Origin of the sequence: Brevundimonas sp. G8, assembly GCF_902506205.1 — a bacterium.
Taxonomy (GTDB): Bacteria; Pseudomonadota; Alphaproteobacteria; order Caulobacterales; family Caulobacteraceae; genus Brevundimonas.
In genome coordinates this window covers 1,899,996-1,924,780 of record NZ_LR732816.1, presented here as the reverse complement: position 1 = coordinate 1,924,780, position 24,785 = coordinate 1,899,996, and the positions used below count along the sequence as shown (strand labels likewise).

23 protein-coding genes are annotated in these 24,785 nt (G+C 64.9%); 15 read left to right on the top strand and 8 right to left on the bottom strand.

Translation table 11 applies throughout. The annotated features are described in order from the left end of the window. Positions 1-40 precede the first annotated feature (40 nt). Positions 41-3,427, top strand: coding sequence for a DNA methyltransferase (locus tag CHRYSEO8AT_RS09385; RefSeq protein WP_159849420.1), 3,387 nt, complete (start codon positions 41-43; stop codon positions 3,425-3,427). A gap of 192 nt (positions 3,428-3,619) precedes the next feature. Next, positions 3,620-5,848 (top strand): excinuclease ABC subunit UvrB, encoded by a 2,229-nt coding sequence (uvrB, locus tag CHRYSEO8AT_RS09380; protein ID WP_236547610.1) that lies wholly within the window; start codon positions 3,620-3,622, stop codon positions 5,846-5,848. Between the two features lie 7 nt (positions 5,849-5,855). Here uvrB and CHRYSEO8AT_RS09375 read toward each other — a convergent pair whose 3' ends face one another. Next, positions 5,856-6,323 (bottom strand): very short patch repair endonuclease, encoded by a 468-nt coding sequence (locus tag CHRYSEO8AT_RS09375; RefSeq protein ID WP_159849416.1) that lies wholly within the window; start codon positions 6,321-6,323, stop codon positions 5,856-5,858. Positions 6,324-6,440: 117 nt separating this feature from the next. On the opposite strand from CHRYSEO8AT_RS09375, the gene CHRYSEO8AT_RS09370 reads away from it, so the two are divergent. Both CHRYSEO8AT_RS09370 and CHRYSEO8AT_RS09365 read left to right on the top strand, forming a co-directional pair. Then, positions 6,441-7,769, top strand: a complete 1,329-nt coding sequence (locus CHRYSEO8AT_RS09370) for a DNA cytosine methyltransferase (protein WP_159849414.1) — start codon at positions 6,441-6,443, stop codon at positions 7,767-7,769. Further along, positions 7,762-8,559 (top strand): endonuclease, encoded by a 798-nt coding sequence (locus tag CHRYSEO8AT_RS09365; protein ID WP_159849412.1) that lies wholly within the window; start codon positions 7,762-7,764, stop codon positions 8,557-8,559. The genes CHRYSEO8AT_RS09370 and CHRYSEO8AT_RS09365 overlap by 8 nt, the downstream gene beginning before the upstream one ends. Before the next feature lie 15 nt (positions 8,560-8,574). Here CHRYSEO8AT_RS09365 and CHRYSEO8AT_RS09360 read toward each other — a convergent pair whose 3' ends face one another. After that, on the bottom strand, positions 8,575-9,327 hold the full coding sequence (locus CHRYSEO8AT_RS09360) for a hypothetical protein (protein ID WP_159849410.1): 753 nt from the start codon (positions 9,325-9,327) through the stop codon (positions 8,575-8,577). Between the two features lie 175 nt (positions 9,328-9,502). Between CHRYSEO8AT_RS09360 and CHRYSEO8AT_RS09355 the strand changes: the two genes are divergently transcribed. Further along, positions 9,503-10,069, top strand: coding sequence for a hypothetical protein (locus tag CHRYSEO8AT_RS09355; protein WP_159849408.1), 567 nt, complete (start codon positions 9,503-9,505; stop codon positions 10,067-10,069). 295 nt (positions 10,070-10,364) lie between these two features. After that, positions 10,365-11,855, top strand: coding sequence for a DEAD/DEAH box helicase (locus tag CHRYSEO8AT_RS09350; RefSeq protein ID WP_159851679.1), 1,491 nt, complete (start codon positions 10,365-10,367; stop codon positions 11,853-11,855). Positions 11,856-11,958: 103 nt separating this feature from the next. Here CHRYSEO8AT_RS09350 and CHRYSEO8AT_RS09345 read toward each other — a convergent pair whose 3' ends face one another. Together CHRYSEO8AT_RS09345 and CHRYSEO8AT_RS09340 are read right to left on the bottom strand one after the other, a co-directional pair. Continuing rightward, positions 11,959-13,302: an OmpP1/FadL family transporter gene (locus tag CHRYSEO8AT_RS09345; RefSeq protein ID WP_236547488.1), complete on the bottom strand. Its 1,344-nt coding sequence runs from the start codon at positions 13,300-13,302 to the stop codon at positions 11,959-11,961. 162 nt (positions 13,303-13,464) lie between these two features. Next, positions 13,465-14,232 carry a molybdopterin-binding protein gene (locus CHRYSEO8AT_RS09340; RefSeq protein ID WP_159849404.1) on the bottom strand — a complete coding sequence of 256 codons (768 nt, stop codon included), beginning with the start codon at positions 14,230-14,232 and terminating at the stop codon, positions 13,465-13,467. A gap of 98 nt (positions 14,233-14,330) precedes the next feature. On the opposite strand from CHRYSEO8AT_RS09340, the gene map reads away from it, so the two are divergent. The 8 genes from map to CHRYSEO8AT_RS09300 all read left to right on the top strand — a co-directional run bounded on the left by map (position 14,331) and on the right by CHRYSEO8AT_RS09300 (position 19,311). Further along, on the top strand, positions 14,331-15,149 hold the full coding sequence (map, locus tag CHRYSEO8AT_RS09335) for a type I methionyl aminopeptidase (protein WP_159851678.1): 819 nt from the start codon (positions 14,331-14,333) through the stop codon (positions 15,147-15,149). A 21-nt stretch (positions 15,150-15,170) separates the two neighbouring features. Next, positions 15,171-15,887, top strand: coding sequence for a hypothetical protein (locus tag CHRYSEO8AT_RS09330; RefSeq protein ID WP_159849402.1), 717 nt, complete (start codon positions 15,171-15,173; stop codon positions 15,885-15,887). Positions 15,888-15,955: 68 nt separating this feature from the next. Then, positions 15,956-16,696, top strand: a complete 741-nt coding sequence (radC, locus tag CHRYSEO8AT_RS09325) for a DNA repair protein RadC (RefSeq protein ID WP_159849399.1) — start codon at positions 15,956-15,958, stop codon at positions 16,694-16,696. After that, complete coding sequence (locus CHRYSEO8AT_RS09320) at positions 16,693-17,217, top strand: GNAT family N-acetyltransferase (protein ID WP_159849397.1); 525 nt, start codon at positions 16,693-16,695, stop codon at positions 17,215-17,217. The genes radC and CHRYSEO8AT_RS09320 overlap by 4 nt, the downstream gene beginning before the upstream one ends. A gap of 57 nt (positions 17,218-17,274) precedes the next feature. Continuing rightward, positions 17,275-17,517 (top strand): BolA family protein, encoded by a 243-nt coding sequence (locus CHRYSEO8AT_RS09315; protein WP_159849394.1) that lies wholly within the window; start codon positions 17,275-17,277, stop codon positions 17,515-17,517. Positions 17,518-17,521: 4 nt separating this feature from the next. Continuing rightward, complete coding sequence (locus CHRYSEO8AT_RS09310; protein WP_159849392.1) at positions 17,522-18,424, top strand: aldo/keto reductase; 903 nt, start codon at positions 17,522-17,524, stop codon at positions 18,422-18,424. Between the two features lie 93 nt (positions 18,425-18,517). Beyond that, positions 18,518-18,871 carry a Grx4 family monothiol glutaredoxin gene (gene grxD, locus CHRYSEO8AT_RS09305; RefSeq protein ID WP_159849390.1) on the top strand — a complete coding sequence of 118 codons (354 nt, stop codon included), beginning with the start codon at positions 18,518-18,520 and terminating at the stop codon, positions 18,869-18,871. After that, positions 18,871-19,311: a thioesterase family protein gene (locus CHRYSEO8AT_RS09300; protein WP_159849388.1), complete on the top strand. Its 441-nt coding sequence runs from the start codon at positions 18,871-18,873 to the stop codon at positions 19,309-19,311. Before grxD ends, CHRYSEO8AT_RS09300 begins: the two co-directional genes overlap by 1 nt. Here CHRYSEO8AT_RS09300 and CHRYSEO8AT_RS09295 read toward each other — a convergent pair. Further along, positions 19,295-19,675, bottom strand: coding sequence for a hypothetical protein (locus CHRYSEO8AT_RS09295; RefSeq protein WP_236547487.1), 381 nt, complete (start codon positions 19,673-19,675; stop codon positions 19,295-19,297). The two genes, CHRYSEO8AT_RS09300 and CHRYSEO8AT_RS09295, sit on opposite strands and share 17 nt — an antisense overlap. A 278-nt stretch (positions 19,676-19,953) precedes the next feature. On the opposite strand from CHRYSEO8AT_RS09295, the gene CHRYSEO8AT_RS09290 reads away from it, so the two are divergent. Further along, positions 19,954-21,060 (top strand): NADH:flavin oxidoreductase/NADH oxidase, encoded by a 1,107-nt coding sequence (locus tag CHRYSEO8AT_RS09290; protein WP_159849384.1) that lies wholly within the window; start codon positions 19,954-19,956, stop codon positions 21,058-21,060. Between the two features lie 7 nt (positions 21,061-21,067). On the opposite strand, the gene CHRYSEO8AT_RS09285 is transcribed toward CHRYSEO8AT_RS09290, so the two are convergent. The 3 genes from CHRYSEO8AT_RS09285 to rpsD all read right to left on the bottom strand — a co-directional run bounded on the left by CHRYSEO8AT_RS09285 (position 21,068) and on the right by rpsD (position 24,701). Next, a complete protein-coding gene (locus CHRYSEO8AT_RS09285) occupies positions 21,068-23,428 on the bottom strand; it encodes a bifunctional diguanylate cyclase/phosphodiesterase (RefSeq protein ID WP_159849382.1) in 2,361 nt (786 codons plus the stop codon). A gap of 99 nt (positions 23,429-23,527) precedes the next feature. Beyond that, on the bottom strand, positions 23,528-23,908 hold the full coding sequence (locus tag CHRYSEO8AT_RS09280; protein WP_159849380.1) for a hypothetical protein: 381 nt from the start codon (positions 23,906-23,908) through the stop codon (positions 23,528-23,530). Positions 23,909-24,083: 175 nt separating this feature from the next. Continuing rightward, on the bottom strand, positions 24,084-24,701 hold the full coding sequence (rpsD, locus tag CHRYSEO8AT_RS09275) for a 30S ribosomal protein S4 (protein WP_159849378.1): 618 nt from the start codon (positions 24,699-24,701) through the stop codon (positions 24,084-24,086). Positions 24,702-24,785 lie beyond the last annotated feature (84 nt).

Genomic DNA, 24,785 nt, shown 5'->3' with positions numbered 1-24,785 from the left:
ATAATTAACGACCTACGCTTGCATATCGGTCCCTTACCGCTTGATCGATCAGATTGCCGGGGGGCATTTCGTGGACGCCGAGGGATTTATTCAGCGCTGGCAATCCGCCCGCGGCGGCGCCGAGCGCGCCAACTACCAGATGTTTCTCACCGAGCTTTGCGAGGCGTTGGACCTGCCCAGACCGGCGCCTGCCAGTGACGACACACGCGCCAACGACTACGTCTTCGAGCGCGGCGTTAAGCGGCGCGAGTCCGAAGGCCTGGCGTCAACCCTGCGCATCGATCTCTACAAGCGCGGCAGTTTCATCCTTGAGGCCAAACAGTCGCGTGCCGCCCATCGGCCAGATGGCCAGGCGACGCTCTTCAACGCCGACGAGACCGTCTCTACCGCCGCGTCGCAGGGCCGCTGGGACATCCTGATGCGCAACGCCCGTCGCCAAGCCGAAGACTATGTCTTTCGCCTGCCCGCCGATCACGCGGCGCCGCCCTTCATCATTGTCTGCGACGTCGGCTATGTCTTCGAGGTCTATGCGGACTTCTCGGGCAGCGGCCGGGCCTATTCTCACTTTCCCGACCGCAAGCGCTTCCGCATTCAGTTGGAAGATCTGCGTGATCCCGAGGTCGTCGCACGCCTCAGAGACATCTGGTCCGATCCCCACAGCCTGGACCCCGGCCGTCACGCCGCCCGCGTCACGCGGCAGATCGCCGAACGCCTGGCCCAAGTCTCCAAGGCGCTGGAGAAGAAGCACCCCGCCGAAGAGGTCGCGCAATTCCTGATGCGCTGCATCTTCACCATGTTCGCCGAGGACGCAGACCTGCTGCCCCGGGGCCAGTTCACCGCATTGCTGGAAGAATGCCTCGACGGTCCGACCAGCTTCGCGCCGCTGCTTCAGGACCTGTGGCGCAAAATGGATGCGCCGGAATACGCCGACCGCTTCTTCTCCGGCTTCAAGACCCATCTGCGCTATTTCAACGGCGGCCTTTTTCACGACGCCCGCGCATTCCCGATGGGACGCGAGGAGATCGGAGAACTGCTGGCGGCGTCGCGCCACGACTGGCGCTACGTCGAGCCCGCCATCTTCGGCACTCTGGTCGAACAGGCCCTGGATACGACGGAGCGCCGCAAGCTGGGCGCCCACTATACGCCGCGCGCCTATGTCGAACGCCTGGTCGAAGTCACGGTGATGGAGCCGCTGCGGGGCGACTGGGCCGACGCACAGTTGAAGGCCGGTGACGCCCGAGAGCGCGGCGACCTGAAAGAGGCCGTCTCCATCATCCGCGCCTTCCACCATCACCTCTGCAACACCCGCGTGCTGGACCCCGCGTGCGGGACGGGCAACTTCCTTTATGTCTCGCTTGAACTGATGAAGAAGCTGGAAGGCGACGTGCTCGAAGCGCTGGCCGAACTGGGCCAGTCCGAAACCATCGGCTTCGAGACCGTAGACCCGCACCAGTTCCTGGGCATCGAACTGAACGTCCGCGCCGCCGCCATCGCCGAACTGGTGCTGTGGATCGGCTATCTGCAACAACACTATCGCAACCGGGCCGAGCACCCCGCCGAACCCATCCTCAAGGCCTTCGGCAACATCCAGCAGAAGGATGCTGTCCTCACCTGGGACGGCTATCCCGAGCTTCAGTTCGAGATGCGGGACGGGGTCGCGGTTCAAGTCTATCCGAACGCGCGACGGCCAGACTGGCCCGAGGCGGAGTTCATTGTAGGTAACCCGCCTTTTATCGGTAACAAACGGATGAAAGAACAGCTCTCAGAGAAATACGTCCGCGCCCTGAGAAGAACTTGGGAAAACGTAACTGAGTCGGCGGACTTTGTGATGTACTGGTGGGCTAGGGCTGCTGACTTAGCTGCAATCGGCGCGATAAGGCGTTTTGGCCTTGTGACGACAAATTCGATCACGATGGCCTTCAATCGCTCCGTTATGGAAGATCGGCTAGAAGCAAAGTTCCCGATTTCACTCATTTACGCGATCCCCGATCATCCGTGGACCGAAGGCGACACGACTGCTTCCGTTCGGATAGCGATGACGGTCGGAGCTGGCGGCACTTTCTCTGGAAAGGTCCAGCAGGTGGAAAACAAGAGGCATGGACAGGCTGGAAGTGAATCACTCGCAAGCGCCACGCACGGCAAAATCACCCCCTTCCTTACCACCGGCGCGATGCTTTCGGCGGCTAAGCCACTAAAGGCCGATCAAGGGCTGTCCTTTATGGGCGTCATTCCAGTCAGCTTGCGGTTCGTTCTTTCTAAGAATGAGACCGAACTAATCGAGAACGCAAATTCGAGTGTTTTACGCGAGTATTTGTCAGGAAAAGATCTAGCAGATAATCGGACGAGCCGTAGAATAATCGATTTCTTTGGAATGTCTGAAACCGATGCTCGGCAAAACCATCCAGCGCTTTTTCAGCACGTTATAGATCACGTCAAACCTTTTCGGGACACGGTTGTGCGTAAAAATCATCGCGTTAACTGGTGGATTTTCGGCGAAGCTCGTCCTGGGATGCGGAATGCTCTAGCCGGAATTCCCCGTTACATTGCCACGACCGAGACCTCGAAGCATCGCTGGTTTACATTTCTCGGGCACAGCATCCTACCAGACCAGAAAATCCGAGTAATCGCCTCCGACCAAGCTTGGCTTTTGGCAATGCTGTCGTCCACGTTTCACGTTCACTGGGCAACCGCCATTGGCGGACGGGTCGGCAAAGGTAATGACCCCGTCTACAATAACACACTCTGCTTCGACCCCTTCCCCTTCCCCGATCCGTCCGACGCCATTCGCTCCACCCTTCGCGACCTCGGCGAAGAGCTAGACGCCACACGCAAGACCGTTCAGGCCGAGCATTCCGATCTGACCCTTACCGGCCTCTACAATGTGCTGGAAAAGGTCCGCGCCGGAACGGCGCTCGACGCAAAGGATGAGGACGTCAAGGCACGCGGCCGCGTCCTGATCCTCAAGGATCTGCACGATCAGATCGACCGCGCGACCGCAGACGCCTACGGCTGGCCCCACGATCTGTCGGACGAACAGATTCTGGAACGTCTCGTTGCTCTCAACGCCGAACGCGCTGCAGAAGAAGCCGCCGGTCATGTCCGCTGGCTGCGGCCAAACTACCAGATCCCACGCTTCGCCAAGGCCGCCTCGAAAACGTCCGGCGCGCTGGACCTAGGCGACAATGTCGTCGCCTTCGACCGCAGCCTGCCGGCCTTCCCCAAAGACAAGTCGGAACAGCCGTTGGCCATTCGCGCCGTGCTGGAGCGGTCGGGCCACGCCATGGACGCGACCGAGATCGCCCGCGCGTTCAAGGCTGGGGGCAAGCGGATCGAGCCGCGCGTCATTCAGGCGCTCTATACCCTGGTTCGCTATGGGTGGATCACGCCGCTGTCCGACGGGCGCTTCGCCGCGCGGCGCGCGGCTTGACCAGCGCAACCGTCTGGAGCGAGGCGCGCTATGGCGTGACACATCCGCACGCACTAAGTTCTGTTCATGAACCGTTCTTCGACGCCGAAGCCCGCCGCCGCAAAGCCGGCCAAGCCCGTTCACGTGCCCAATCCGGGGGTGCAGGAGGCGTCGGCGCAGTTCGTGCGAGACACAGGCAAGCCGGCCAAGGCCATGCCGATGTTCGCACCGGTCACCGGCCCTCGCCTGACGCCGGAGGAGCCCATTGCGGCCCCCGCCGACTGGGTGCCGCACCGCCCTTCACACGAGGGCAAGAAGAAGGGCGGCCGGTTCCGGCTGGAGACGAAATACACCCCCGCCGGCGACCAGCCCACAGCCATCGCCGAACTGGTGGCCCAGGCGGGGGAAGGCGACCGCGACCAGGTGCTGCTGGGCGTCACTGGGTCTGGCAAGACCTTCACCATGGCCAAGGTGATCGAGGAAACCCAGCGACCCGCTCTGATCCTGGCCCCTAACAAAACGCTGGCGGCCCAGCTCTATTCCGAGTTCAAGAGCTTCTTCCCGGACAACGCCGTCGAATACTTTGTCAGCTACTACGACTACTATCAGCCAGAAGCTTACGTCCCGAGAACCGATACCTACATTGAGAAAGATTCGTCGATCAACGAGCAGATCGACCGGATGCGGCACTCGGCGACGCGGGCGATACTAGAACGGGAAGATGTCATCGTCGTGGCGTCGGTGTCCTGCATCTACGGCATCGGGTCGGTCGAGACCTATACGGCGATGACGTTCACGCTGAAGGTGGGGGACCAGATCGATGAGGGCAAGCTGCGGGCGGATCTGATCGCGTTGCAGTACAAGCGCAACGACCTGAACTTCGACCGGGGCATGTTCAGGAAGCGCGGGGACGTGATCGAGATCTTCCCGGTCCACCTGGAAGACCGCGCCTGGCGCATCAGCCTGTTCGGGGACGAGTTGGAGGCGATCCAGGAGTTCGATCCCCTGACCGGCAAGAAGACCGCCGACCTGACCGAGATCACCGTCTACGCCGCCAGCCACTATGTGACGCCGCGCCCGACGCTGAACCAGGCCACCAGCGGCATCAAGGCCGAGCTGAAGGAGACGCTGGACTGGATGGTCGAGAACGGCAAGCTGCTGGAGGCGCAACGCCTCGAACAACGCACCCGCTTCGACCTGGAGATGATGGAGGCCACCGGCAGCTGCGCCGGCATCGAGAACTATAGCCGCTGGCTGACGGGCCGCGCGCCCGGCGAGCCGCCGCCGACCTTCTTCGAATACATCCCCGACAACGCCCTGCTGTTCGTGGACGAGAGCCACGTCACCATCGGCCAGATCAACGGCATGTTCCGGGGCGACTACCGCCGCAAATCGACGCTGGCGGAATACGGCTTCCGCCTGCCCTCCTGCATCGACAACCGCCCGCTGAAGTTCGAGGAATGGGAGGCCATGCGCCCCCAGACGGTTCACGTCAGCGCCACCCCCGGCCCGTGGGAGATGGAACAGGCGGGCGGCGTCTTCGTCGAACAGGTCATCCGCCCCACCGGCCTGATCGACCCGCCGGTCGAGATCCGCCCCGTCTCGGGCAAGACCCGCAACCAGGTCGACGACGTCATCGACGAGGTCAAGGCGACGACCGCCAAGGGCTACCGCAGCCTGGTCACCACCCTGACCAAGAAGATGGCCGAGGACCTGACCGAATATATGCATGAACAGGGTGTGCGCGTCCGCTACATGCACTCCGACGTGGACACGCTGGAGCGGATCGAGATCCTGCGCGACCTGCGGCTGGGGTCGTTCGACTGTCTGATCGGCATCAACCTGCTGCGCGAGGGGCTGGACATCCCCGAGTGCGGCCTGGTCGCCATCCTGGATGCGGACAAGGAGGGCTTCCTGCGCTCCGAGACCTCATTGATCCAGACCATCGGCCGCGCCGCGCGCAACGTGGACGGCCGCGTCATCCTGTACGCCGACCGCATGACCGGCAGTATGGAGCGCGCCATCGCCGAGACGGACCGCCGCCGCGAACGCCAGGTCGCCTACAACACCGAACACGGCATCACCCCCGAGAGCGTCAAGCGCGACATCAAGGAGATCATGGCCAGCCCCTATGAGTCGCGCGAGATGGACCGGATCACCCGGCCCGGCGTGGCCGAGGCCTCCAAACCCTTCGTCGGCTCCAACTTCCAGGCCGCCCTGCGCGACCTGGAAGGCCGCATGCGCGAGGCCGCCTCCAACCTGGAGTTCGAGGAAGCCGGCCGCCTGCGCGACGAGATCAAGCGCATGAAGCTGATGGACCTGGAATTCGCCAACGAGGCCCTGACCGGGGCGGGCGAAGAGGTCGACAAGTCGGCGCCCAAGCGGTGGCGGGCGGATGCGGCGGCGGAAGCGCAGGAGCGGTTCAGGAAGGGGCGGCTGTAGGCCGAGCTCAACCGGCGGTTTTTCGCGCAAGCGCGCTCAAGAATCTTTCCAAACTGTCCCAAAATGTGGGGTCGCGCCCCTTTGTTTCGCATTCCCAAACTACATGGACGGACCAGCCTGCCTTTTCGAGATCGCCGATGTTTCGACGGTCTCTCTCGACGTTTCTCGCGAACTTGAGTCTCCAGAAATCCGCCCTCGTCGATGGATTGCTGGAATACCGGCAACCCGCATGGCGATGCCAAAAACACCCGTGAACGAAGACTACGGCCTTCCTCGAAGGCAGGACGATGTCGGGACTTCCGGGCAAATCTTTTCGGTGAAGGCGAAAGCGGTATCCCGCTTTGTGCAAGGCCGAGCGCACCTTGAGCTCCGGAGCGGTGTTCTTGTCTCCAACGCTGCGCATGATGGCGCTCCGCTTCGGATCGACCAAAACGTCGATTTCTGTCGATGGTCGCCTTTGTTCCACGACCTTCATCTAGGAGGTGGATGACCCGTTTGCATCGGCGCCTTTAAAATCGACATGGAACAAAAGGCGATCGACATGATCGAAGAAGATTGATAGGGTGAGAGAGTCGCGTCGCAAGGAGCCTGCATGAAACGTCCGATCGGAGTCGACTTGTTCTCGGGCGTCGGCGGGATGAGCCTTGGGTTCGAACAGGCCGGGTTCGACGTCGTCGCCGCAGTCGAAATCGACCCGATTCACGCAGCGGCCCATGCCTTCAACTTTCCCGACACGACAGTAATCGCCCGGTCGGTGCAGGACCTCACAGGAAAAGACATCCGGACGCTCGCCGGAATCGGCGGCAAAACGGTCGACGTGGTCTTTGGGGGCGCCCCCTGCCAAGGGTTTTCGATGATCGGAAAGCGGGCGCTGGACGATCCCAGAAACTCGCTGGTGCGCGACTTCGTTCGGCTCGTTCGAGAACTCGATGCGTCGTATTTTGTGTTCGAGAACGTCAAGGGCATCACGGTCGGACGCCATCGCGCTTTTCTAGACGAACTGATCGACGAGTTCGTCGCTGCTGGATATTCTGTCGAGAAGAAATGGAAGGTGCTGAATGCCGCAGACTATGGCGTGCCTCAGAGCCGCGAGCGCCTAATCCTGATGGGCGCAAAGGATGGTTTGGCGATGCCTCGCTACCCCGAAGCCATCACTCGGCCTGCCGGCTCAAAACTTTCACCGCTGCAGGAAGGACCAAGCTGCAAGGAGGCCTTGGGCGACCTACCCGATGCCGAAAAGTTCGAGCGCTTGAAAACCACGGACAGCGTCGCAACTAGCTCGTGGGCAAAGCCAAGCGAATACGCGACAGAGATGCGATGCCGTACAGCCGACAGCTGGCACTATGGGTATGTTCGCTGCTGGGAACCCAATGTTCTCACTTCGAGCGCTCGCACGGAACACACGGAGATTTCACGCAGGCGATTTGCAAAGACCGCGCCAGGCGACGTCGAGCCTATCTCTCGCTTTTTCCGCCTGCCACCCAATGGCGTTTCCAACACCCTACGCGCAGGTACGGACGCCGCGCGGGGCGCGTTCACCAGCCCGCGTCCGATACATTACAAGCACGACCGCTGCATCACGGTGCGCGAGATGGCACGACTGCATGGCTTCCCCGATTGGTTCCGCCTGCACGACACGAAGTGGCATGGTGCAAGACAGGTCGGAAACGCCGTGCCGCCACCGCTGGCAAGAGCGGTGGCTTCGTCGTTGATCGCTGCGATGGGCATAGAAGTGGAACGCCCCGAAAAATCGATCATGCTCGGCGACCCCATGCTGATTTCGATCAGCATGAAGGACGCATCATCCTTCTTCGGCAAAGCCTTCACGCCTCAACGGCGTGACCAAAAAAGCGGAGCTCGCAAGCGAAAGCAGAGCGAGATAGAGGAAGCCGACATGGTCGCACGGATTGCAAATGGCTAAGGCTCCTCCCCGCGAGAACACCTACAAGCTTTTGATCGAGAAGATTTTCTTCGATCATTTCGAACCGGGCAAGACAGCTTTTCAATTCGCTCGCGAGGAAATCGAGACCGTCGCAAGCGCGCTTTCGATCAAGCTGCCGAAGAACCAAGGAGACGTGATCTATGCGTTTCGCTATCGGATCGATTATCCCGACTCCATCAAGGCGACCCAACCCGAGGGTCAGAACTGGATCATCGAAGGCGCAGGGCGCGCAGGCTATCGGTTCAAGCTCGTAAAAGCTCAGCGTGTGTTGCCGCGCGCGGATTTGGTTCGCATATCGGTGCCGGACGCGACCCCCGAATTGATCCGAGCCTATGCTTTGGACGACGAGCAGGCTCTTCTCGCCATCGTTCGCTACAATCGCCTGATCGACACCTTTCTGGGCCTGACGACATACAGTTTGCAGAACCATCTACGCACCACCGTCAAAGGCATCGGTCAGATCGAGATCGATGAACTCTACGTCGGCCTCGACAAGCGCGGTTGTCACTATGTCATCCCTGTCCAAGCGAAGGGCGGCAAGGACCAGATCGGCGTAGTTCAGACCACCCAGGACATTCGGTTCGTCGAAGAGAAGTTCCCAGGCCTTCGCTGCCGAGCGATATCAGCTCAGTTCATGGATGACGGTGTGATCGCGATGTTCGAGTTGACCCTCCAAGACGACGAAATCCGAGTTGTGGACGAGCGCCACTATCAACTCGTATCCGCCGATCAAATAGATCGAGCGGCGATCAGCCGCTATTCTGATTGAGCCGAAGTTCGGTTCTCACAACTCATCCAGCGTCTTCTCCCACTCCTCCATCGTCACGATCCCGCGCCAGGTGCCGAGGTAGAGGTCGAGGCCCTGGGAGATGCGGCGGTCCTGTTCGCGCTCGATGACGGGGTCGAGGCCGGCTTCGCGGAGTTGGGCCTCCAGGGCGGCGATGCGGCGGTCCAGCTGGACGCGGCGGGCCAGTTGAGCCTCGCTCCATTCATCGTTGGCGCGGTCCAGCTTCTCCTTGGCTTTCCAATACTGGCCTCTCAGCTCCCAGTCGCTCTTGTCGCTGGTGTTCATGGCGAAGCGGCGCTGGGCCTCCGCCTGATTGGTCAGGATGTCGAAGACCAGTTGCAGGGGCGCGGTCTTGAGCGTCAGGCGCGAGGCGCGGCCGGGGCCGTCGCGGTCGGCCAGTTTGCGATAGGTCTCGGCCAAGGCCGCCAGGGCGCGGGCATGGGCGAAGTCCTGGGCGTGGAGGGCGCGGCCCGAGGCCTGGGCGGCGGCGCGGGCCAGGGCTGAAGGATCATTCGGGTCGTCGGGCGAGAGGTCGGCGGCGTCCTGAGCCGACAGCGGCGGCGGCGCGGACGGCGGGGTCTCGGTGCGCGGGTGGCGCGACCAGCCTTCCTTGGTGGCGCGGGCGCGCAGGGCGGCCTCGGTGACCCCGTGGTGGGCGGCTGTGGTCTTGGCGTCGAGGCCGGAGAGATAGTCCTGTCGGACCTGGGCCCAGACCTCGGGCGGTTTGATCTTGTAGCGACGTTTTTCCATGCGGACAGTCTAGGGCGGTCTCTACCTCAGGCCGGAAGACGGGCGATTTTCGAGGCTAGAGACCTGATTTTCCAGATCGCGACATGTCAGGTGCGGCGCGCCAGCCATCCTAAATGGGCCCGTGGTCTGGCTTGCGTCCGATGATGACGCAGGGGCGTGCGACGACCCCTTCCCCATGAGCCAGGGCATACATCGCAAGATCCGGCCGGACGCCGTCTGGGCCGAGGTTCGCAAGGCGTGGGAGGACGGCGAAACCGCGCGCTCGGTCGCCGCACGCTATGACGTGGGGGTGCATGCCCTGTGGAAGCGGCGCGAGGCGGAGGGGTGGAAACGGCCCGATCCGGCGGCAGCGGGACCGATCGAGCCGGCGGAAGGCTGGGACCGGCATATCCAGGCGCGGCGCGATGCGTTCACCGCCCAGCTGGAGGAGGCGCGGGCGCTGGCGGAATGTCTGGCGGCGGCGATGCGGGACGAGCGGCTGACCAGCGCGCCGCACTGGCATATTCCGTGGCTGTATCACTGGCGGGCGACGCATCTAGGACAGGAAGCGAGCGCGCGGGACCGGGCGCGGGCGCGCGAGACGGGACAGCCGTGGGCCGAGCGGTTCTGGGACGAGGACGGCAGGCTGAAGCCGCTGGCGTGGCTGGATCTGGAGATGGCGCGGCTGCATCCCGAGGAGTGGCGTGCGGCCATCGGATTGCCCGACGGCCTGCCCGAGGCGGCGACGCGATACGCGCCCTGATGTGTGCGGCAGTTGACTTATCGGCGATAAGCGCCCATTTGCGCTGCGTCGCACAATCGCGATCTCCGGCGTCTCCAGCGCGTGTGGGTCTGATTCAGACCTGTCTGTAGAAGCCGCCGGCCCCTCATATCCATTCGCTGCCCGGACACGCGGGGCGGCGCCCGATCCACCCCGCAGGCCTCATTCCTTGAGGCCCCGTCGGGACTGGCGGTGCGCGGCCCGACGGCGTCATGCCATGGCCGAAGCGCGTCGCCGCTACGCGAAAGATACTGCTGTGAGCACCACCTTCGAATCCATGGGTCTGAACAAGGCCCTCCTCCAGGCCCTGGCCTCGACCGGCTACACCACGCCGACCCCGATCCAGGAAAAGGCCATCCCCGACGTCATGGCCGGCAAGGACCTGCTGGGCATCGCCCAGACCGGCACCGGCAAGACCGCCGCCTTCGCCCTGCCGATCCTGCATCGCCTGGCCGAGAACCGCATCGCCCCCAAGCCGCGCACGACCCGCGTGCTGGTGCTGAGCCCCACGCGTGAGCTGGCGACCCAGATCGGCGACAGCTTCAAGGCCTACGGCGCCCACCTGGGCTTCCGGGTCGCGGTCATCTTCGGCGGCGTGAAATACGGCGGCCAGGAACGCGCCCTGCAACAGGGTCTGGACATCCTGGTCGCCGCGCCGGGCCGCCTGCTGGACCACATCCAGCAGAAGAACCTGGACCTGTCGCAGACCGAGATCTTCGTCCTGGACGAGGCCGACCAGATGCTTGACCTGGGCTTCATCAAGCCGATCCGCCAGATCGTCTCCAAGATCCCGGCCAAGCGTCAGAACCTGTTCTTCTCGGCGACCATGCCGTCCGAGATCGGCAAGCTGGCGGGCGAACTGCTGAAGGACCCGGTCAAGGTCCAGGTCACGCCGCAGTCGACCACGGTGCAGCGCATCAGCCAGTCGGTCGTCTATATCGAACAGGGCCGTAAGCGCGCCCTGCTGACCGAGATGTTCTCGGATCCCGAATACACGCGCTGCCTGGTCTTCACCAAGACCAAGCACGGCGCCGACAAGGTCGCGGCCTATCTGGAAGCCGGCGGCGTCGAAGCCGGCGCCATCCACGGCAACAAGTCCCAGCCCCAGCGTGAACGCACCCTGGCCGCCTTCAAGGCCGGCAAGCTGCGCGTCCTGGTCGCCACCGACATCGCCGCGCGCGGCATCGATGTGGACGGCGTCTCGCACGTCGTGAACTTCGAACTGCCGCACGTGCCGGAATCCTATGTCCACCGCATCGGCCGCACCGCGCGGGCGGGCAAGGACGGCACGGCCGTCAGCTTCGTCGCCGGCGACGAGATGAAGCTGCTGAAGGACATCGAGAAGGTCACGCGCCAGAAGATCCCGGCCATCGACCGTCGCAACGACAAGGCCCTGGGCCAGCTGGACGCCACCATCATGGCCACCGGCGTCGGCAAGAAGGCGACCATGCCGGAACGCGAAGGCGGCGATCGCAACGAAGGCGGCCGTGGCGAAGGTCGCGGCGGTCGTGGACGCAGCCGCGTCCCGCATCGCGACGGCGTGCGCCCGGAAGGCGGCGGCCAGCCGCATCGCCAGCGTCGTGGCGCTCGCCCCGGCGAGACGGCTGCGGCCCCGGCTCGCCCGGAACGCGCCTACAACCCGCTGGGCGGCGAGCGCGTGCCGTCGATCAACGACAACGTCAAGCCGGCCGAAGGCGAAATGAAGCGCCGTCCCCGTCGTCGCCCGTCCAACGGCGGCAAGGGCTATGTCGGCGGCGCCAAGGGGTGAGGATCGAACGGCGGGGTTCGCGCCCCGCCTTCATCTTGAGACAATAAAAAAACGGCGGCTCCTTCGCAGGAGCCGCCGTTCTCATGTCAGGCGTGTGCGGACCTTAGAAGGCCCAGGTCGCGCCCATCGAGAAGCCGACGCCCGAGCCCTTGGCCTCGCCGCGCAGGTTCGAGATGACCAGGCCGTTGCCATAGACGTCGCGCGTGTCGTTGATCTGCGCGGTGTCGATGTCGATGTAGGTCACGGCGCCGTCGAAGGTCATCGAACCGACTGTCTTGGACAGGCCGGCGGCGTAGAGCCAGCGGTCGCCGTCCGGGATGCGGGCGGTGCGGTGATCGTCCGGGGTCGGGGTCGGGTCGTAGCCCAGGCCCGCGCGGAAGGTCATGGACGGATCGATCCTGTAGTCGAAGCCGATCGCGCCTGTGGTGACGTCGTCATAGTCCTGAACGATGGTCGAGCCGCCGCCGGTGTAGGCGACGCGGATAGCGTCGAACTCGCTCCAGCCGATCTGGTTGACCTGGGCGTTCAGGGTCAGGCGGTCGTTGACGGCGTAGCGGGCCGAGACGGTGGCGTACCAGGGCGTCGTGAAGGACGCGCCGCCATCAGCCGAGACGTTGGCGCCGGCCAGGACGCCGGTCAGGCCCGAGATGTTCACCGAACCTTCCAGCTCGTGCTCGATCTTGGAACGGTAGGACACGCCCAGGTCCAGCTTGCCGAAATGCATCTGGGCGCCGGCGTTCCATCCGTAATCCCACCCATCGCCTTCCAGTTGGTTGCGACCGTCGGTGGACGGCGAGACGACATAGGCCGGCGACAGGACAGCCGGGATCGGCACGTTCGGCAGGGCCGACGACAGGGTCGCCTTGGCGTATTGCGCGTCGAAGCCGACGCCGAGGTCCAGCCAGTCGGTGACCGTCATGGCGGCGACCAGGCTGATGTTGGCCGAACGCAGCTCGGACGTCAGGGCGTCGTAGCGCGCGAAGTCGGTCGGCTCATACTTGGTGGTGAAGTTGTAGGGCGCCTGGACGGCCAGGCCGACGTTGAAACGGTCGCCGATCGGCATGGAGACAGCGAAGTTCGGCACGATGCCGCTTTCGACGACGTCGTGGACGTGCGGGTCGCCGTTGACGGGGGCCGTGCGGCTGACGATGGCAGGGGTGGGGACGTTGTAGGTCAGGCTGGAGCCACGGTCATCGACGTCGGAGTCCAGGATCAGGCCGTGCATGCCGAGATAGACTTCGCGCTGGGTTCCGGCGATGGCGGCGGGGTTCCACCACAGCGACTGGACGCCCTTGTCGGCGCCAACGCCGGCGTTGGCGCGGCCCTGGGCGCGCGTCGATTGTTCCTGGACATAGAAGGAGCCGGCCATGGCCGGAGCGGCGACGCCAGCCAGCAGGGCGGTCGTCAGGGCGAGCCCGCCCACGCGGGCGAAGTTCCTGGAGGTCATTTCAAACACCTAAGTAAACGTCGACCGCATTAGGCGCGGTCGATCCGGGGAGGAACCCACTCAGCGTTCACGGCGCGAAAGCGTTGCGGGCAAGGCCCCCATCGGACCGGAAACGGGCGAAACCGTGGCGCCTGAGCCGCACATGATCACGGCTTCGAGAGGTTACGTCGCGGCAACATCGATGCCCAGATCACGAAGTTCTGCGATCAAATCATGCGCCGCAGCCTCGACCAGGCCTGCGTCACGGCCACGGATGACCAACTGGGTTCCGATCTCGCCGTCGCTGCCATGTCCACAAGGATAGCTGCCGAACGACAGGTCACGGCGCAGATTTGCGGCGGCCCGCAGCACATCGGCCACAGCCCCCTCGCCCACCCCGCTGACCTTCAGCGTCCGGGCCTGAACGACGGCGCCGGTGCGCAGACGCGGCGCCACGTCCTCCAGCATCGCCTGCATGATCCTGGGCACGCCGGCCATCACGAAGACATTGCCGATCTGGAAGCCCGGCGCATCGGTGACCGGATTGGCGATCAGCGCCCCGCCCTGAGGGATGCGGGCCATGCGACGGCGCGCGGCGTTGAACTCGTCGCCATAGCGGCGCGCCAGGATCGCCAGGGCGTCGGGATGTTCGGGCAGGGCGACGCCGAAGGCCGCCGCGATGGCGTCGGCGGTGATGTCGTCATGGGTCGGGCCGATGCCGCCGGTGGTGAAGACATAGTCCCAGCGCGACCGCAGCGCGTCGAGCGCCTCGATGATCCGGTCGTGATCGTCGCTGACGACCCGCGCCTCCATCAGGTCGATCCCCAGCGCGGACAGGAAGCGGGCGATGGTGTTGGTGTTCGTATCCTGGGTTCGGCCCGACAGGATTTCGTCGCCAATGACCAGGACGGCGGCGGTGGGCCCGGCAGCGGCGGGATTGGCTTCGGTCATGCGGGAATCCAAACTCGGGGTTGAGGTTTCATGCTATAACGACCATCTGCGGCGAACGGATCGCGCCGTATCCCCGCCTTTTGCAGACCCATCGCACCATGTACGAAACGCCCGAAATCGAAACCGACGTCCTGGTCCGCACCAGCGCCATTCGCGTCCACGAAACCGAAGACTTCGAGGGGATGCGCAAGGCCGGCCGTCTGGTCGCCGAGGCGCTGGACATGATCGCCGCGCATGTGAAGCCGGGCGTCCTGACCAGCACGATCGACGATCTGGTGCGCGAGTTCACCCTGGACAACGGCGGCCTGCCCGCCTGCCTGGGCTACAAGGGCTATGAGAAGACTGTCTGCACCTCGATCAACCACGTCGTCTGCCACGGCATTCCCGGCGATCGGGTGCTGAAGGACGGCGACATCGTCAACATCGATCACACCGTCATCGTCGACGGCTGGCACGGCGACAGCAGCCGCATGTATGCGGTCGGCGAGATCAACGCGCGGGCCAAGAAGCTGATCGACGTGACCTATCAGTCGCTGGATCTGGGCCTGGAACAGGTCAAGCCGGGCAATACCTTCGGCGACATCGGTTTCGCCATCCAGAAATTCGTCGAGGCCCAGCGCATGAGCGTAGTGCGCGACTTCTGCGGCCACGGCATCGGCCGCGTCTTCCACGACAGCCCCAACGTCCTGCACTACGGCCGTCGCGGCGAGGGCGCGGTGCTGAAGCCCGGCATGTTCTTCACCGTCGAGCCGATGGTCAACCTGGGCAAGCCGCACGTGAAGGTGCTGTCCGACGGCTGGACCGCCGTGACGCGCGACAAGTCCCTGTCGGCCCAGTGCGAGCACACCATCGGGGTGACGGAAGACGGACTGGAAATCTTTACGGCGTCTCCGGCGGGGCTGTTCCGGCCGAACTGACGGCGGGCGGGCGAGATTTGCATGAAACAGGCTGCGATCCCGCTGCTTCTTCTGGTCGCCAGCTGCGCGGCCAAGTTCGACCAAGCGGGAATGCTGGTGCAACTGAACACTGGCTACAGCCAGATTCCGATCCCGTCCGAGGAGAGACCGACCGCTGAGCTTCGGTCTTATTCCGCTAGAGATCTGGCGCTTTGGCTCGTGCCTGAACGCGCAGACGATATTGAGACCGTATCCGTAGCGTCGTCTGCACCGTTCGGAAACGTCGTGATCGAGCTTGTCGAAACACCGCAACCGCGCCCGAAAGGCATATGCGAAACCGCGTTGAACAGTTTCTTCGGCACGGACCAAACGGTTCAAGGCAAGCCGCTGGTCAAGATATTCAGCGGGCATCGCCAAATCCTCTATCGCATCCCTGATGAAAGCGGCGGCTGTCGCCAACAGACAGGCGCACCCTTTGGATTTGCAGCCCTATCATCTGATGTCGCGAACGGAATGCTGCGCGCCTACTGGGATGCTATTCGAGCCATGCGGGAGGAAGATCGCGCATCGGACCCATCGACGGATTTCCTCTCGCGAGACCGGATCGTCTCGGCGACGCCCTGTCTGGGTGAAACAAGGTGTCTGTCCTTCAGGCTGGCTCCATCGCAGGCTGCGCCTCACGGGTGGGAGGTGACATACCGATACGGTCTGTCACGGGAGACTCGACTGGACGTTGTGTCTCCGCCCCCGGCTTTCTAGCGCGCATTTAGCAGCACACCCTTGATCCCCTTTCGCATTCCGCACAGGTTGCGAAAAATGGAGGGGACATGCTGAACGGCGGGGAGTCGGAGCAAGACGCAGCTAAGACGCAACCGCGCCACAACGGTCATCGCGACCGGCTGCGCGAGCGGGCGGCGAAGGGGGGGCTGGGCGCCCTGCCCGACTATGAGCTGCTGGAGCTGCTGCTGTTCCGCAGCGTGCCCTACAAGGACACCAAGCCGCTGGCCAAGGACCTGCTGGCGCGGTTCGGGGGGCTGGAGGGGATCGGGGCGGCCAGCCATGAGGCGATCGAGGATCAGGTCGCGCGGTCGCTGGGCTATGTCGCCGGCAAGGCGACGCGGGCGGCGGCGCTGGATCTGCAGCTGATCTTCGACGTGACGCGACGGATCGCGAGAGAGCCGACGGCGAAACGGCCGGTGATCTCGTCGTGGACGGCGCTGCTGGCCTATGTGCGGGTCGCGCTGCAGCACGAACCGCGAGAGCAGTTCCGCGTGCTCTATCTGGACAAGAAGAACCAGCTGATCCTGGACGAGGTGCAGAACCGGGGCACGGTCGATCATGCGCCGGTCTATCCGCGCGAAGTGGTGCGTCGCGCGCTGGAGCTGTCGGCCAGCGCCCTGATCCTGGTCCACAACCATCCGTCGGGCGACCCGACGCCCAGCCGCGCCGATATCGAGATCACGAAACAGGTTGTACAGGCCGGGCGCGCGCTTAACGTCGAGGTGCACGACCATCTGGTCGTCGGCCGCGACGGGGTGGCCAGCTTCAAGCAACTGGGCCTGATGTGACCGACGCCATTCTGACGACCGAGCGGCTGGTGCTTAAACCCGTCTCGACCGGGGATTTCGACGACCTGCTGACGCTATGGTCCAACGAGGACTTCACGCGCCACATCATGGGACGGGCGCTGGGACGCGAGGAGGTCTGGTTCCGGCTGTTGCGCGACATCGGCCATTGGGCCGCGATGGGCCACGGCAACTGGACGATCCGGCTGCGCGACGGCGGAGCCTATCTGGGCAGCGTGGGGGTGTTCGACTATCGCCGCGAGCTGGAGCCGCCGTTCGATGCGCCCGAACTGGGCTGGGGCGTGGCGCCTGCGTTTCAGGGCAAGGGCTATGCGGCCGAGGCCTTGGCGGCGGCTCTGGGCTGGACCGACCGGACGCTGGAGGGACGCACGGTCTGTATGATTGCGCCCGAGAACCTGGCCTCGCTGAAGCTGGCGGCGCGGGTCGGTTATCGCCCCTATGCGACCGCGACCTACAAGGATCATACGGTTCAGCTGTTCGAGCGGCCCCGCCGTTCCGTGTAGGTCGCCATTAAGGTTTATCCGTCAAAATCGCGTCGAACGAACCGCGAGTCCCTTGCCATGCCCATGTCCGTCGAAACGCTGCGCCAGCATCTGGTCGAGGCCTTTCCCGACGCCGAGATCGACATCGAGGATCTGGCGGGCGACGGCGACCACTATCGCGCCCGCATCGTGTCCGACGCCTTCGCCGGCCTGGCGCGCGTGCGTCAGCATCAGCTGGTCTATGCGGCGCTGAAGGGTCAGATGGGCGGCGAACTGCATGCGCTGGCGCTGGAGACCTCGGCGCCGGCGAAGGAGGCCTGACCCCATGCGCTATCGCCCCTTCGGCGTTTCAGGCTCCGCGATTTCGAACCTGACGCTCAGCTTCGGCGCCGAGGCGTTGAAGCGGGGGCGTGAGGCCGGCCTGGACCTGCTGTATTCGGCGTTGGAAGCCGGCGTGAACAGCTATCGGCTGGAGAACGCCGATCCGGTGGCCGCCGAGGTGCTGGGCGAGGCGCTGTCGCATGTGGATCGCAAGCTGGTCTACGTCAGCCTGACCCTGGGGGCCGGCGACGGGCGCGAGAGCGAACGGGACTTTTCCGCCCAGGGCATGACCGCCGCCATCGACCGGGCGCTGCACTTCTCGGGGCTGGGCTGGATCGACGTGGCGGTGCTGCACGAGCCGGGCGAGGCGGAACTGGCCCAGTCGTCGCTGAGCGCGCTGAAGGCCATGCGGGCGACCGGCCGGATCAAGCTGCTGGGCATCGCGGGCGGCGGCGATGTGATGGACGCCTATGTCTCGACCGGCGCGTTCGACGCCCTGCTGACGCCGTTCGACATCAATGCAGACTGGCGGGTCCGTAACCGCATCCGGGCGGCGCGGGAGCAGGACATGGCGGTCTTCGCCTATGACTTCTTCAAGGATCGCCGCTCCGGTCCACGTATCGCGCCGATCTTCAAGAAGGGCCTGTTCGGCATCGGCGCCCAGAAGCGTCCGGCCGATACGCCGCAAAAGGACGCCTTCGGCTTCCTGTATCGCACGCAGAACTGGACCGCCGAGGCGATCTGCCTGGCCTACGTCCTGACCGATCCGACGGTGTCCAGCGTGATCGTCAACGCCACCGACACCGACCGGCTGGCGACATTGGCGGCGGCGCCCGAGCGAGACATGCCGCCGGGCCTCGCGGCCCAGATCGAAATGGCGCGCGTGGTCGCCAGCGTCGCTGCCTGACGACAAGCGACGCGCGGCATGCCGATCGTCGCGGACGCCTTGACCGCGCGCCCTTGGCTCCCTAGCTGACGGGCTTCACGAAAGGCCTATCCCGTGACCGACACCGTTCAAGCCGCCGATCCCGCCCACGCCTTCATCGGCGAAACCGTCGCCCAAAACGACGTCGTGCTGTTCATGAAGGGCACGCCCGACCAGCCGCGCTGTGGCTTCTCGTCGCTGGCGGTGCAGATCCTGGACCATGTCGGCGCCGCCTTCGTGGGCGTGGACGTGTTGCAGGACGAGGCCCTGCGCGAAGGCATCAAGAGCTTCACCGACTGGCCCACCATCCCGCAACTCTATGTGAAGGGCGAATTCGTCGGCGGGTCGGACATCATCCGCGAGATGTTCCAGGCCGGCGAGCTTCAGGCCCTGATGGTCGAGAAGGGCGTTCCGCTCGGCGAGGCCTGATGGCCCGCAAGACGCTGACGCCGCGCGAGGACCGCGAGGTCTTCGTCGTGCCGCTGGACGTGCGGCCCGAGCACATCGACGGCAATGGACACGTCAACAACGTCGTCTATGTCGGCTGGCTTCAGGACGCCGGCACGGCCCACTGGAACGCGCGCTTCGACGATGAGACGCGGGCGAAATGGTCGTGGGTCGCGACCCGGCACGAGATCGACTATCTGCGCGGCATCGAACCGGGCGCCCAAGGCGTGGTCGCGCGCACCTGGGTCGGCGATCCGCAGGGGCCGCGCTTCACGCGCTATGTCCGCATCGAGGACGCCCAGGGTCGCGTCTGCGCCCAGGGCGTCACCGAATGGGTGCTGGTCGACGCCAAGACCCTGAGGCCCCAGCGCATTCCGCCCACGATGCTGGCGGTGTTCGAGACGCCTACTTCAACGCATTGAGGATCCGCGCCGGGGTTCCGGGCTCCAGCCCGAGATCGGCGTAAGTCCAGCGCAGTTCGACGCCGTTCGGGACCAGGGCCTTGCACAGATCGGGCTTGGTGCGACGCAGGGTGATCTCGGTCGGGGTGTTTTCGGACACCGACAGCTCGAAATCCGACGCCTGGGTGCAGCCGTTGGAATCGACCCGCGCGATCAGGGCGCCGTCTGCAAAGCGGGCCTCGCGAATGGCCTCGGCCGGCGGGGCGTCGTTGCGCGTGACATTGACCGAGACGTTCTCGCCCGCATCGCTGTCATAGATGACGCAGGCCGACAGCAGCGGCGCGACCAGGGCCGCAACCGCCAGACCCTTCACGAAGCCGCGCATCACTGACCCGAGGCCGGGGCTGTGATGACCCGCGTGGTCGGCTTTTCGGTCGAGACGATGATGCAGCCCGACAGCAGCGGGGCGGCAATGGCGATGGCGAGAGCGAGACGAAGCATTTGGGTTCCCCTTTGAAAGCTTGACCCTATGTGCCGCGAGGGCCGGCTCTGCACACGTGAATAATCGGCAAGCTGGATGAACAATTGGAAAGGGTCGGGGTTGAACGTGACCGCAACCGCCATAGCTACAGTCCCTCCCCCCTTCCCTTCGGATCGCCTTTCATGAGCCTGCTGTTCTCGCCCCGCGCCGTGGGCCCCTTGACGCTGAAGAACCGCGTCGTCATCGCCCCGATGTGCCAGTATTCGGCCGTCGATGGCGTGCCCCAGCCCTGGCACGTGCAGCACCTAGGCAAGCTGGCGATCTCGGGCGCAGGCCTGGTCATCGTCGAGGCGACGGGGGTCGAGGCGGCGGGCCGCATCACGCCGGACGACACCGGCCTGTGGAACGACGCCCAGGAAGCCGCCTTCGCCCGGATCATCACCGACATCCGCACCTACAGCGACACGCCCATCGGCGTTCAGCTGGGCCACGCCGGACGCAAGGCCTCGACCAGCGCGCCGTGGAAGGGCGGTCGCGCCCTGGGCGCCGACGAGGGCGCTTGGGAGACGTTCAGCGCCTCAGCCGCCGCCTTCAAGGACGACTGGCATACCCCGACCGCGATGACGGAAGGCGACATGGACCGCGTCGTCGCCGCCTTCGAGGATGCCGCGCGCCGGGCGGACCGGGCTGGGTTCGACCTAGTCGAGCTGCACGCCGCCCACGGCTATCTGCTGACCCAGTTCCTGTCGCCCCTGTCCAATCACCGCACCGATGATTTCGGCGGTGAGTATGAGAACCGGGCGCGCTTCCCCTTGCGTGTGGCCCAGGCCCTGCGCGACGCCTGGCCTCGGACCAAGGCGCTGGGCGTGCGGTTCAATGGCTCGGACTGGGTCGAGGGCGGCATCGCCCTGGACGAGGTGACGGCCTTCGGTCAGGCCCTGCACGACATGGGCTATGACTATCTGCACCTGACGTCGGGCGGCAATGTCGCGCGCGCCGACATTCCGGGCGCCGAGCCGGGTTATCAGCTGCGGTTCGCACAGGCCGTGAAGGCCGCGACGCCGGACGCCAGCGTCATGGCCGTGGGCATGATCTTCGATCCGCAGCAGGCCGAGGACATCGTGGCCTCGCGTCAGGCGGACCTGATCGCCATCGCCCGTGCTGCGCTGGACGATCCCAACTGGGCGCACCATGCGGCGGTCGTCCTGGGCGAGGACGAGAACCTGCCGCCGCAGTATGCGCGGGCGGGCAAGACGACCTGGCCCGGATACGGCAAGGCCGACGCGTAAGGCCTGATCAGGCGGCGTCTTCCAGCGGTGGTGCGCCATCCCACAGGACGCGGGCAGCCTGCTGGATATGGCCCTCGGCCGTCTTTTGCGGACGGCCCAGCAGATAGCCCTGAACCTCGTCGCAGCCTTGGTCGCGCAGGAAGGTCAGTTGCTCCAGCGTCTCGACACCCTCGGCCAGGACCGGGATCTCCAGGCTTTCGCCCAGGGCCAGCACGGCGCGGATGATGGCGGCGGATTGCGGTCCGCCGTCCAGCTCCGACATGAAGGAGCGGTCCAGCTTGATCTTGTCGAACGGGAAGGCGCGCAAGGTCGACAGGGACGAATAGCCGGTGCCGAAGTCGTCCATGGCGATGGAGACGCCCAAGAGCTTCAGCTGGCGCAGCACGTGGGTCGTGCGCTCCATGTCGGTGATCATGGCCGTCTCGGTGATCTCCAGCTCCAGACGCGAGGGCGACAGGCCGGTCTCCACCAGGACCTGATGCACCAGACGCGGCAGATCGACGTGGCCCAGCTGGACCGGCGACAGGTTGACGGCGATCTTGTGCGGCTCGGCCCATTTTGCGGCCTCGGCGCAGGCGGTGCGCAGCACCCATTCCCCGATCGGCAGGATCAGGCCGTTCTCTTCGGCCAGGGGGATGAAGTCGGCCGGCGAGATGAAGGTCCCGTCCGGCTGGATCCAGCGCAGCAGAACCTCATAGCCGGTGATGTCGCCCGTATCGACGGCGGCCTGAAGCTGCCAGTTCAGGCTGAACTGACCCTGGTCCAGGGCCTCGCGCATCTGCTGGGCCATGCGACGGCGCGTGCGCACCGCCTCATCCATCTCTTCCTCGTAGAAGCAGACATCGGTCCCCAGCGAGGCCTTGGCGCGGTACATGGCCAGGTCCGCGTCGTTGATCAGGGCGGACGGATCGTGGGCGTCGTCGGGCCAGATCGCGATGCCGGTGCTGAGGCCGCAAGCGACCTCGGCATGGTCCAGAATGACGGGTTCTGTGACGGCGTCGCGCAGGCGCGCCACCAGGTCCAGGGCGTCGTCGCGGTGGCGGATCGGCATGACGGCGACGAACTCGTCTCCGCCCAGGCGAGCCACGAACTCGTCATGACGCAGGCAGGCCCGCATCCGTTCGGCGATCTGGATCAGCAACTGGTCGCCGGCGGCGTGGCCGTGGACGTCGTTGACCTCCTTGAACCGGTCCAGGTCCATGGCCAGCAGGGCGACCTTGGTCGGGGCGTTGAGGTCCGAGGTCTGGCGCGTCAGCCATTCCAGGAAGGATGAGCGGTTGGGCAGGCCGGTCAGGCCGTCGTTGCGCGCCAGGTGGGCGATGCGACGTTCCTGGGCCAGGCGCATGCGCAGGTCACGCACGGCATAGATCATCAGATCGGTTTCGACGGCGTGGCCCCCGTCGCGGCGCACAGCGATCTCGACTGGGATTTCGGCTCCACCCGCTTCGGCCAGCTTGGACTGGGTCAGGCCGCCTATGGTCAGGTCAGCGGTATGAGACAGCCAGCGCGACAGGGGCTCACCCACCAGGGCGTCATGCGCCACGCCGGCCAGGTCGGCGAAGGCGGCGTTGGCGGCCAGGATGAGGCCGTCCTGAGCAACCACCATGCCGTCTACGCTGCCCTCGATCAGATGATCGAGACGCGCCTTGGCCTGGAGCCGCGACTGCATGTCCAGGGCGTGGCTGGCCACGCCGGTGCCCAGCATCATCAGCCCGACGGCGGAGACGGCGAAGGCCATGATGACATTGGCGGGATCGGCGGCGAGGTCTCCCGACATGGGCGCGAGCGGTATGACGGTCATGGCCGCCATGCCGGTGAAGTGCAGCGCGACGATCCCCAGGACCATCAGGGCGACCGGAAGCACCTGCCCCGCCCGCCGTGCGCGGTTGAAAGCAAAGCCCCCGAACAGGACGGCGCCGACCACGGAGGCGGCGACATAGGCGGTCGACCAGTGGATGACCGCGTCGGTCGCAAAGGCCGCCATGCCGGTATAGTGCATCGCCACCACCGTCAGGCCGAACAGCACGCCGCCGATCTCGGCCGAAAAGCGCACGGTTCGCGAGGCGACCCACAGGGCCAGGGCGCTGCCGGCGATGGCCACGCCCAGGGAGACGCCCGTCAGGACCGGCTCGTAGCTGATGTTCGTCCCCGGCTCATAGGCGATCATCGCCACGAAATGGGTGCACCAGATCGTCGCCCCCGTCGCCACGGCGCCCATGAAGGCCCAGGCCAGGCGCGTGCCCTTTTCCGCGGCGCGCAGCCGGCGATAGAGGCGGAAGGTGATGATGGAGCCGACCAGGCACAGGCCGGCGGCGAGCCCGACCAGCCAGAGGTTATGGTCGTCGGTCAGGCAGGTGAAAAAGCGCATGAAAGCTACGGACCGTGGGAGAAGACAGCCCGGCTTCGTAACCGATGAAATTTAATCAGACGCGCCCGAACAGGCTTAACCAATCCCTATGCGGACGGATCAGGAGCGCGGCATCTGATAGGGGTTGTTGACGCTGATGGGCGAGCCGGGCGGCAGGCCCAGTTCCTCGAACGACCATTTCAGCTCGACGCCCTGAACCAGGTCCTGCTTACACTTGTCCTCGTCGATGCGGCGCAGGGTGATGACGGCCGCGCCGCCCTGCAGGCTGACGATGGGGATCAGGTCGCTCTTGTCGGTGCAGCCGTTGGAGCTGACCCAGAAGACGGCCTCGTTCTTGGTGAAGGCGGCGGCGTGGATCGGCTCAAGCGCGCCGGGCATGCCCTGGGTCGAGACGGTCGGTTCGCTGGAGGTGGCGCAGGCGGCAAGGCTCGCCGATGCGGCGGCGATCAAAGCCAAGCGTCCGATGATGGAGTCGCGCACCGACGACCTCCCCTGTCTCTCAAAGCCTGAACGGGCCGAGAATGCGCCTGTTCGCCCGTGGAGGGAACAGGGTAAAAACGAAAGGCCCCGGACGAATCCGAGGCCCTTCAAACTGAAATCCAGAAAGCGGCTCAAGTAGGCCGAAGGCCGATAGCCGCTTTGAAGAAAGCTGCGCTTACGAAGCGTAGTATTCGACGACCAGGTTCGGTTCCATCTTCACGGCGTAGGGCACGTCCGACAGTTCCGGCACGCGGACGTAGCGGGCCGAGAACGAACGGTCCGACAGCTCCAGGTAATCCGGCACGTCGCGTTCCGACGACGTCTGGGCTTCGATCACCAGAGCCATGCTGCGCGACTTTTCCTTCACCGTGACGACGTCGTCCGGCTTCACGCGGTAGGAGGCGATATCGACCTTCTTGCCGTTGACCAGGACGTGGCCGTGGTTGACGAACTGACGGGCGGCCCAGACGGTCGGGACGAACTTGGCGCGGTAGACGATGGCGTCCAGACGCGATTCCAGCAGACCGATCAGGTTTTCCGAGGTGTTGCCCTTGCGACGCGTGGCTTCGTCGTAGGTCTTGGCGAACTGCTTCTCGGTGATGTTGCCGTAGTAGCCCTTCAGCTTCTGCTTGGCCTTCAGTTGCAGACCGAAGTCCGAGACCTTGGACTTGCGACGCTGACCGTGCTGACCGGGACCGTAAGAACGCTTGTTGACCGGCGACTTGGCGCGGCCCCACAGGTTCTCACCCATGGCGCGGTCGATCTTGTATTTGGCGCTGTGGCGCTTGGACATTCTATTCTCTTTTCAACGATACGGCCCGGCATCCCCTCGATTGGGAATGCGATCTCAACGGCGGTCCACGCATCTTCCGTCATC

Excerpts from the sequence above, each read along its gene's own strand:
- CHRYSEO8AT_RS09330 (WP_159849402.1), top strand. The coding sequence starts at position 15,171 with ATGAAACAGGCTGCGATCCCGCTGCTTCTTCTGGTCGCCAGCTGCGCG.
- CHRYSEO8AT_RS09365 (WP_159849412.1), top strand. The coding sequence starts at position 7,762 with ATGGCTAAGGCTCCTCCCCGCGAGAACACCTACAAGCTTTTGATCGAG.
- CHRYSEO8AT_RS09370 (WP_159849414.1), top strand. The coding sequence starts at position 6,441 with ATGAAACGTCCGATCGGAGTCGACTTGTTCTCGGGCGTCGGCGGGATG.
- map (WP_159851678.1), top strand. The coding sequence starts at position 14,331 with ATGTACGAAACGCCCGAAATCGAAACCGACGTCCTGGTCCGCACCAGC.
- CHRYSEO8AT_RS09360 (WP_159849410.1), bottom strand. The coding sequence starts at position 9,327 with ATGGAAAAACGTCGCTACAAGATCAAACCGCCCGAGGTCTGGGCCCAG.
- CHRYSEO8AT_RS09315 (WP_159849394.1), top strand. The coding sequence starts at position 17,275 with ATGCCCATGTCCGTCGAAACGCTGCGCCAGCATCTGGTCGAGGCCTTT.
- CHRYSEO8AT_RS09290 (WP_159849384.1), top strand. The coding sequence starts at position 19,954 with ATGAGCCTGCTGTTCTCGCCCCGCGCCGTGGGCCCCTTGACGCTGAAG.
- radC (WP_159849399.1), top strand. The coding sequence starts at position 15,956 with ATGCTGAACGGCGGGGAGTCGGAGCAAGACGCAGCTAAGACGCAACCG.
- CHRYSEO8AT_RS09310 (WP_159849392.1), top strand. The coding sequence starts at position 17,522 with ATGCGCTATCGCCCCTTCGGCGTTTCAGGCTCCGCGATTTCGAACCTG.
- CHRYSEO8AT_RS09300 (WP_159849388.1), top strand. The coding sequence starts at position 18,871 with ATGGCCCGCAAGACGCTGACGCCGCGCGAGGACCGCGAGGTCTTCGTC.
- uvrB (WP_236547610.1), top strand. The coding sequence starts at position 3,620 with ATGCCGATGTTCGCACCGGTCACCGGCCCTCGCCTGACGCCGGAGGAG.
- CHRYSEO8AT_RS09285 (WP_159849382.1), bottom strand. The coding sequence starts at position 23,428 with ATGCGCTTTTTCACCTGCCTGACCGACGACCATAACCTCTGGCTGGTC.
- CHRYSEO8AT_RS09375 (WP_159849416.1), bottom strand. The coding sequence starts at position 6,323 with ATGAAGGTCGTGGAACAAAGGCGACCATCGACAGAAATCGACGTTTTG.
- CHRYSEO8AT_RS09355 (WP_159849408.1), top strand. The coding sequence starts at position 9,503 with ATGAGCCAGGGCATACATCGCAAGATCCGGCCGGACGCCGTCTGGGCC.
- CHRYSEO8AT_RS09345 (WP_236547488.1), bottom strand. The coding sequence starts at position 13,302 with ATGACCTCCAGGAACTTCGCCCGCGTGGGCGGGCTCGCCCTGACGACC.
- rpsD (WP_159849378.1), bottom strand. The coding sequence starts at position 24,701 with ATGTCCAAGCGCCACAGCGCCAAATACAAGATCGACCGCGCCATGGGT.
- CHRYSEO8AT_RS09340 (WP_159849404.1), bottom strand. The coding sequence starts at position 14,232 with ATGACCGAAGCCAATCCCGCCGCTGCCGGGCCCACCGCCGCCGTCCTG.
- CHRYSEO8AT_RS09295 (WP_236547487.1), bottom strand. The coding sequence starts at position 19,675 with ATGCGCGGCTTCGTGAAGGGTCTGGCGGTTGCGGCCCTGGTCGCGCCG.
- CHRYSEO8AT_RS09350 (WP_159851679.1), top strand. The coding sequence starts at position 10,365 with ATGGGTCTGAACAAGGCCCTCCTCCAGGCCCTGGCCTCGACCGGCTAC.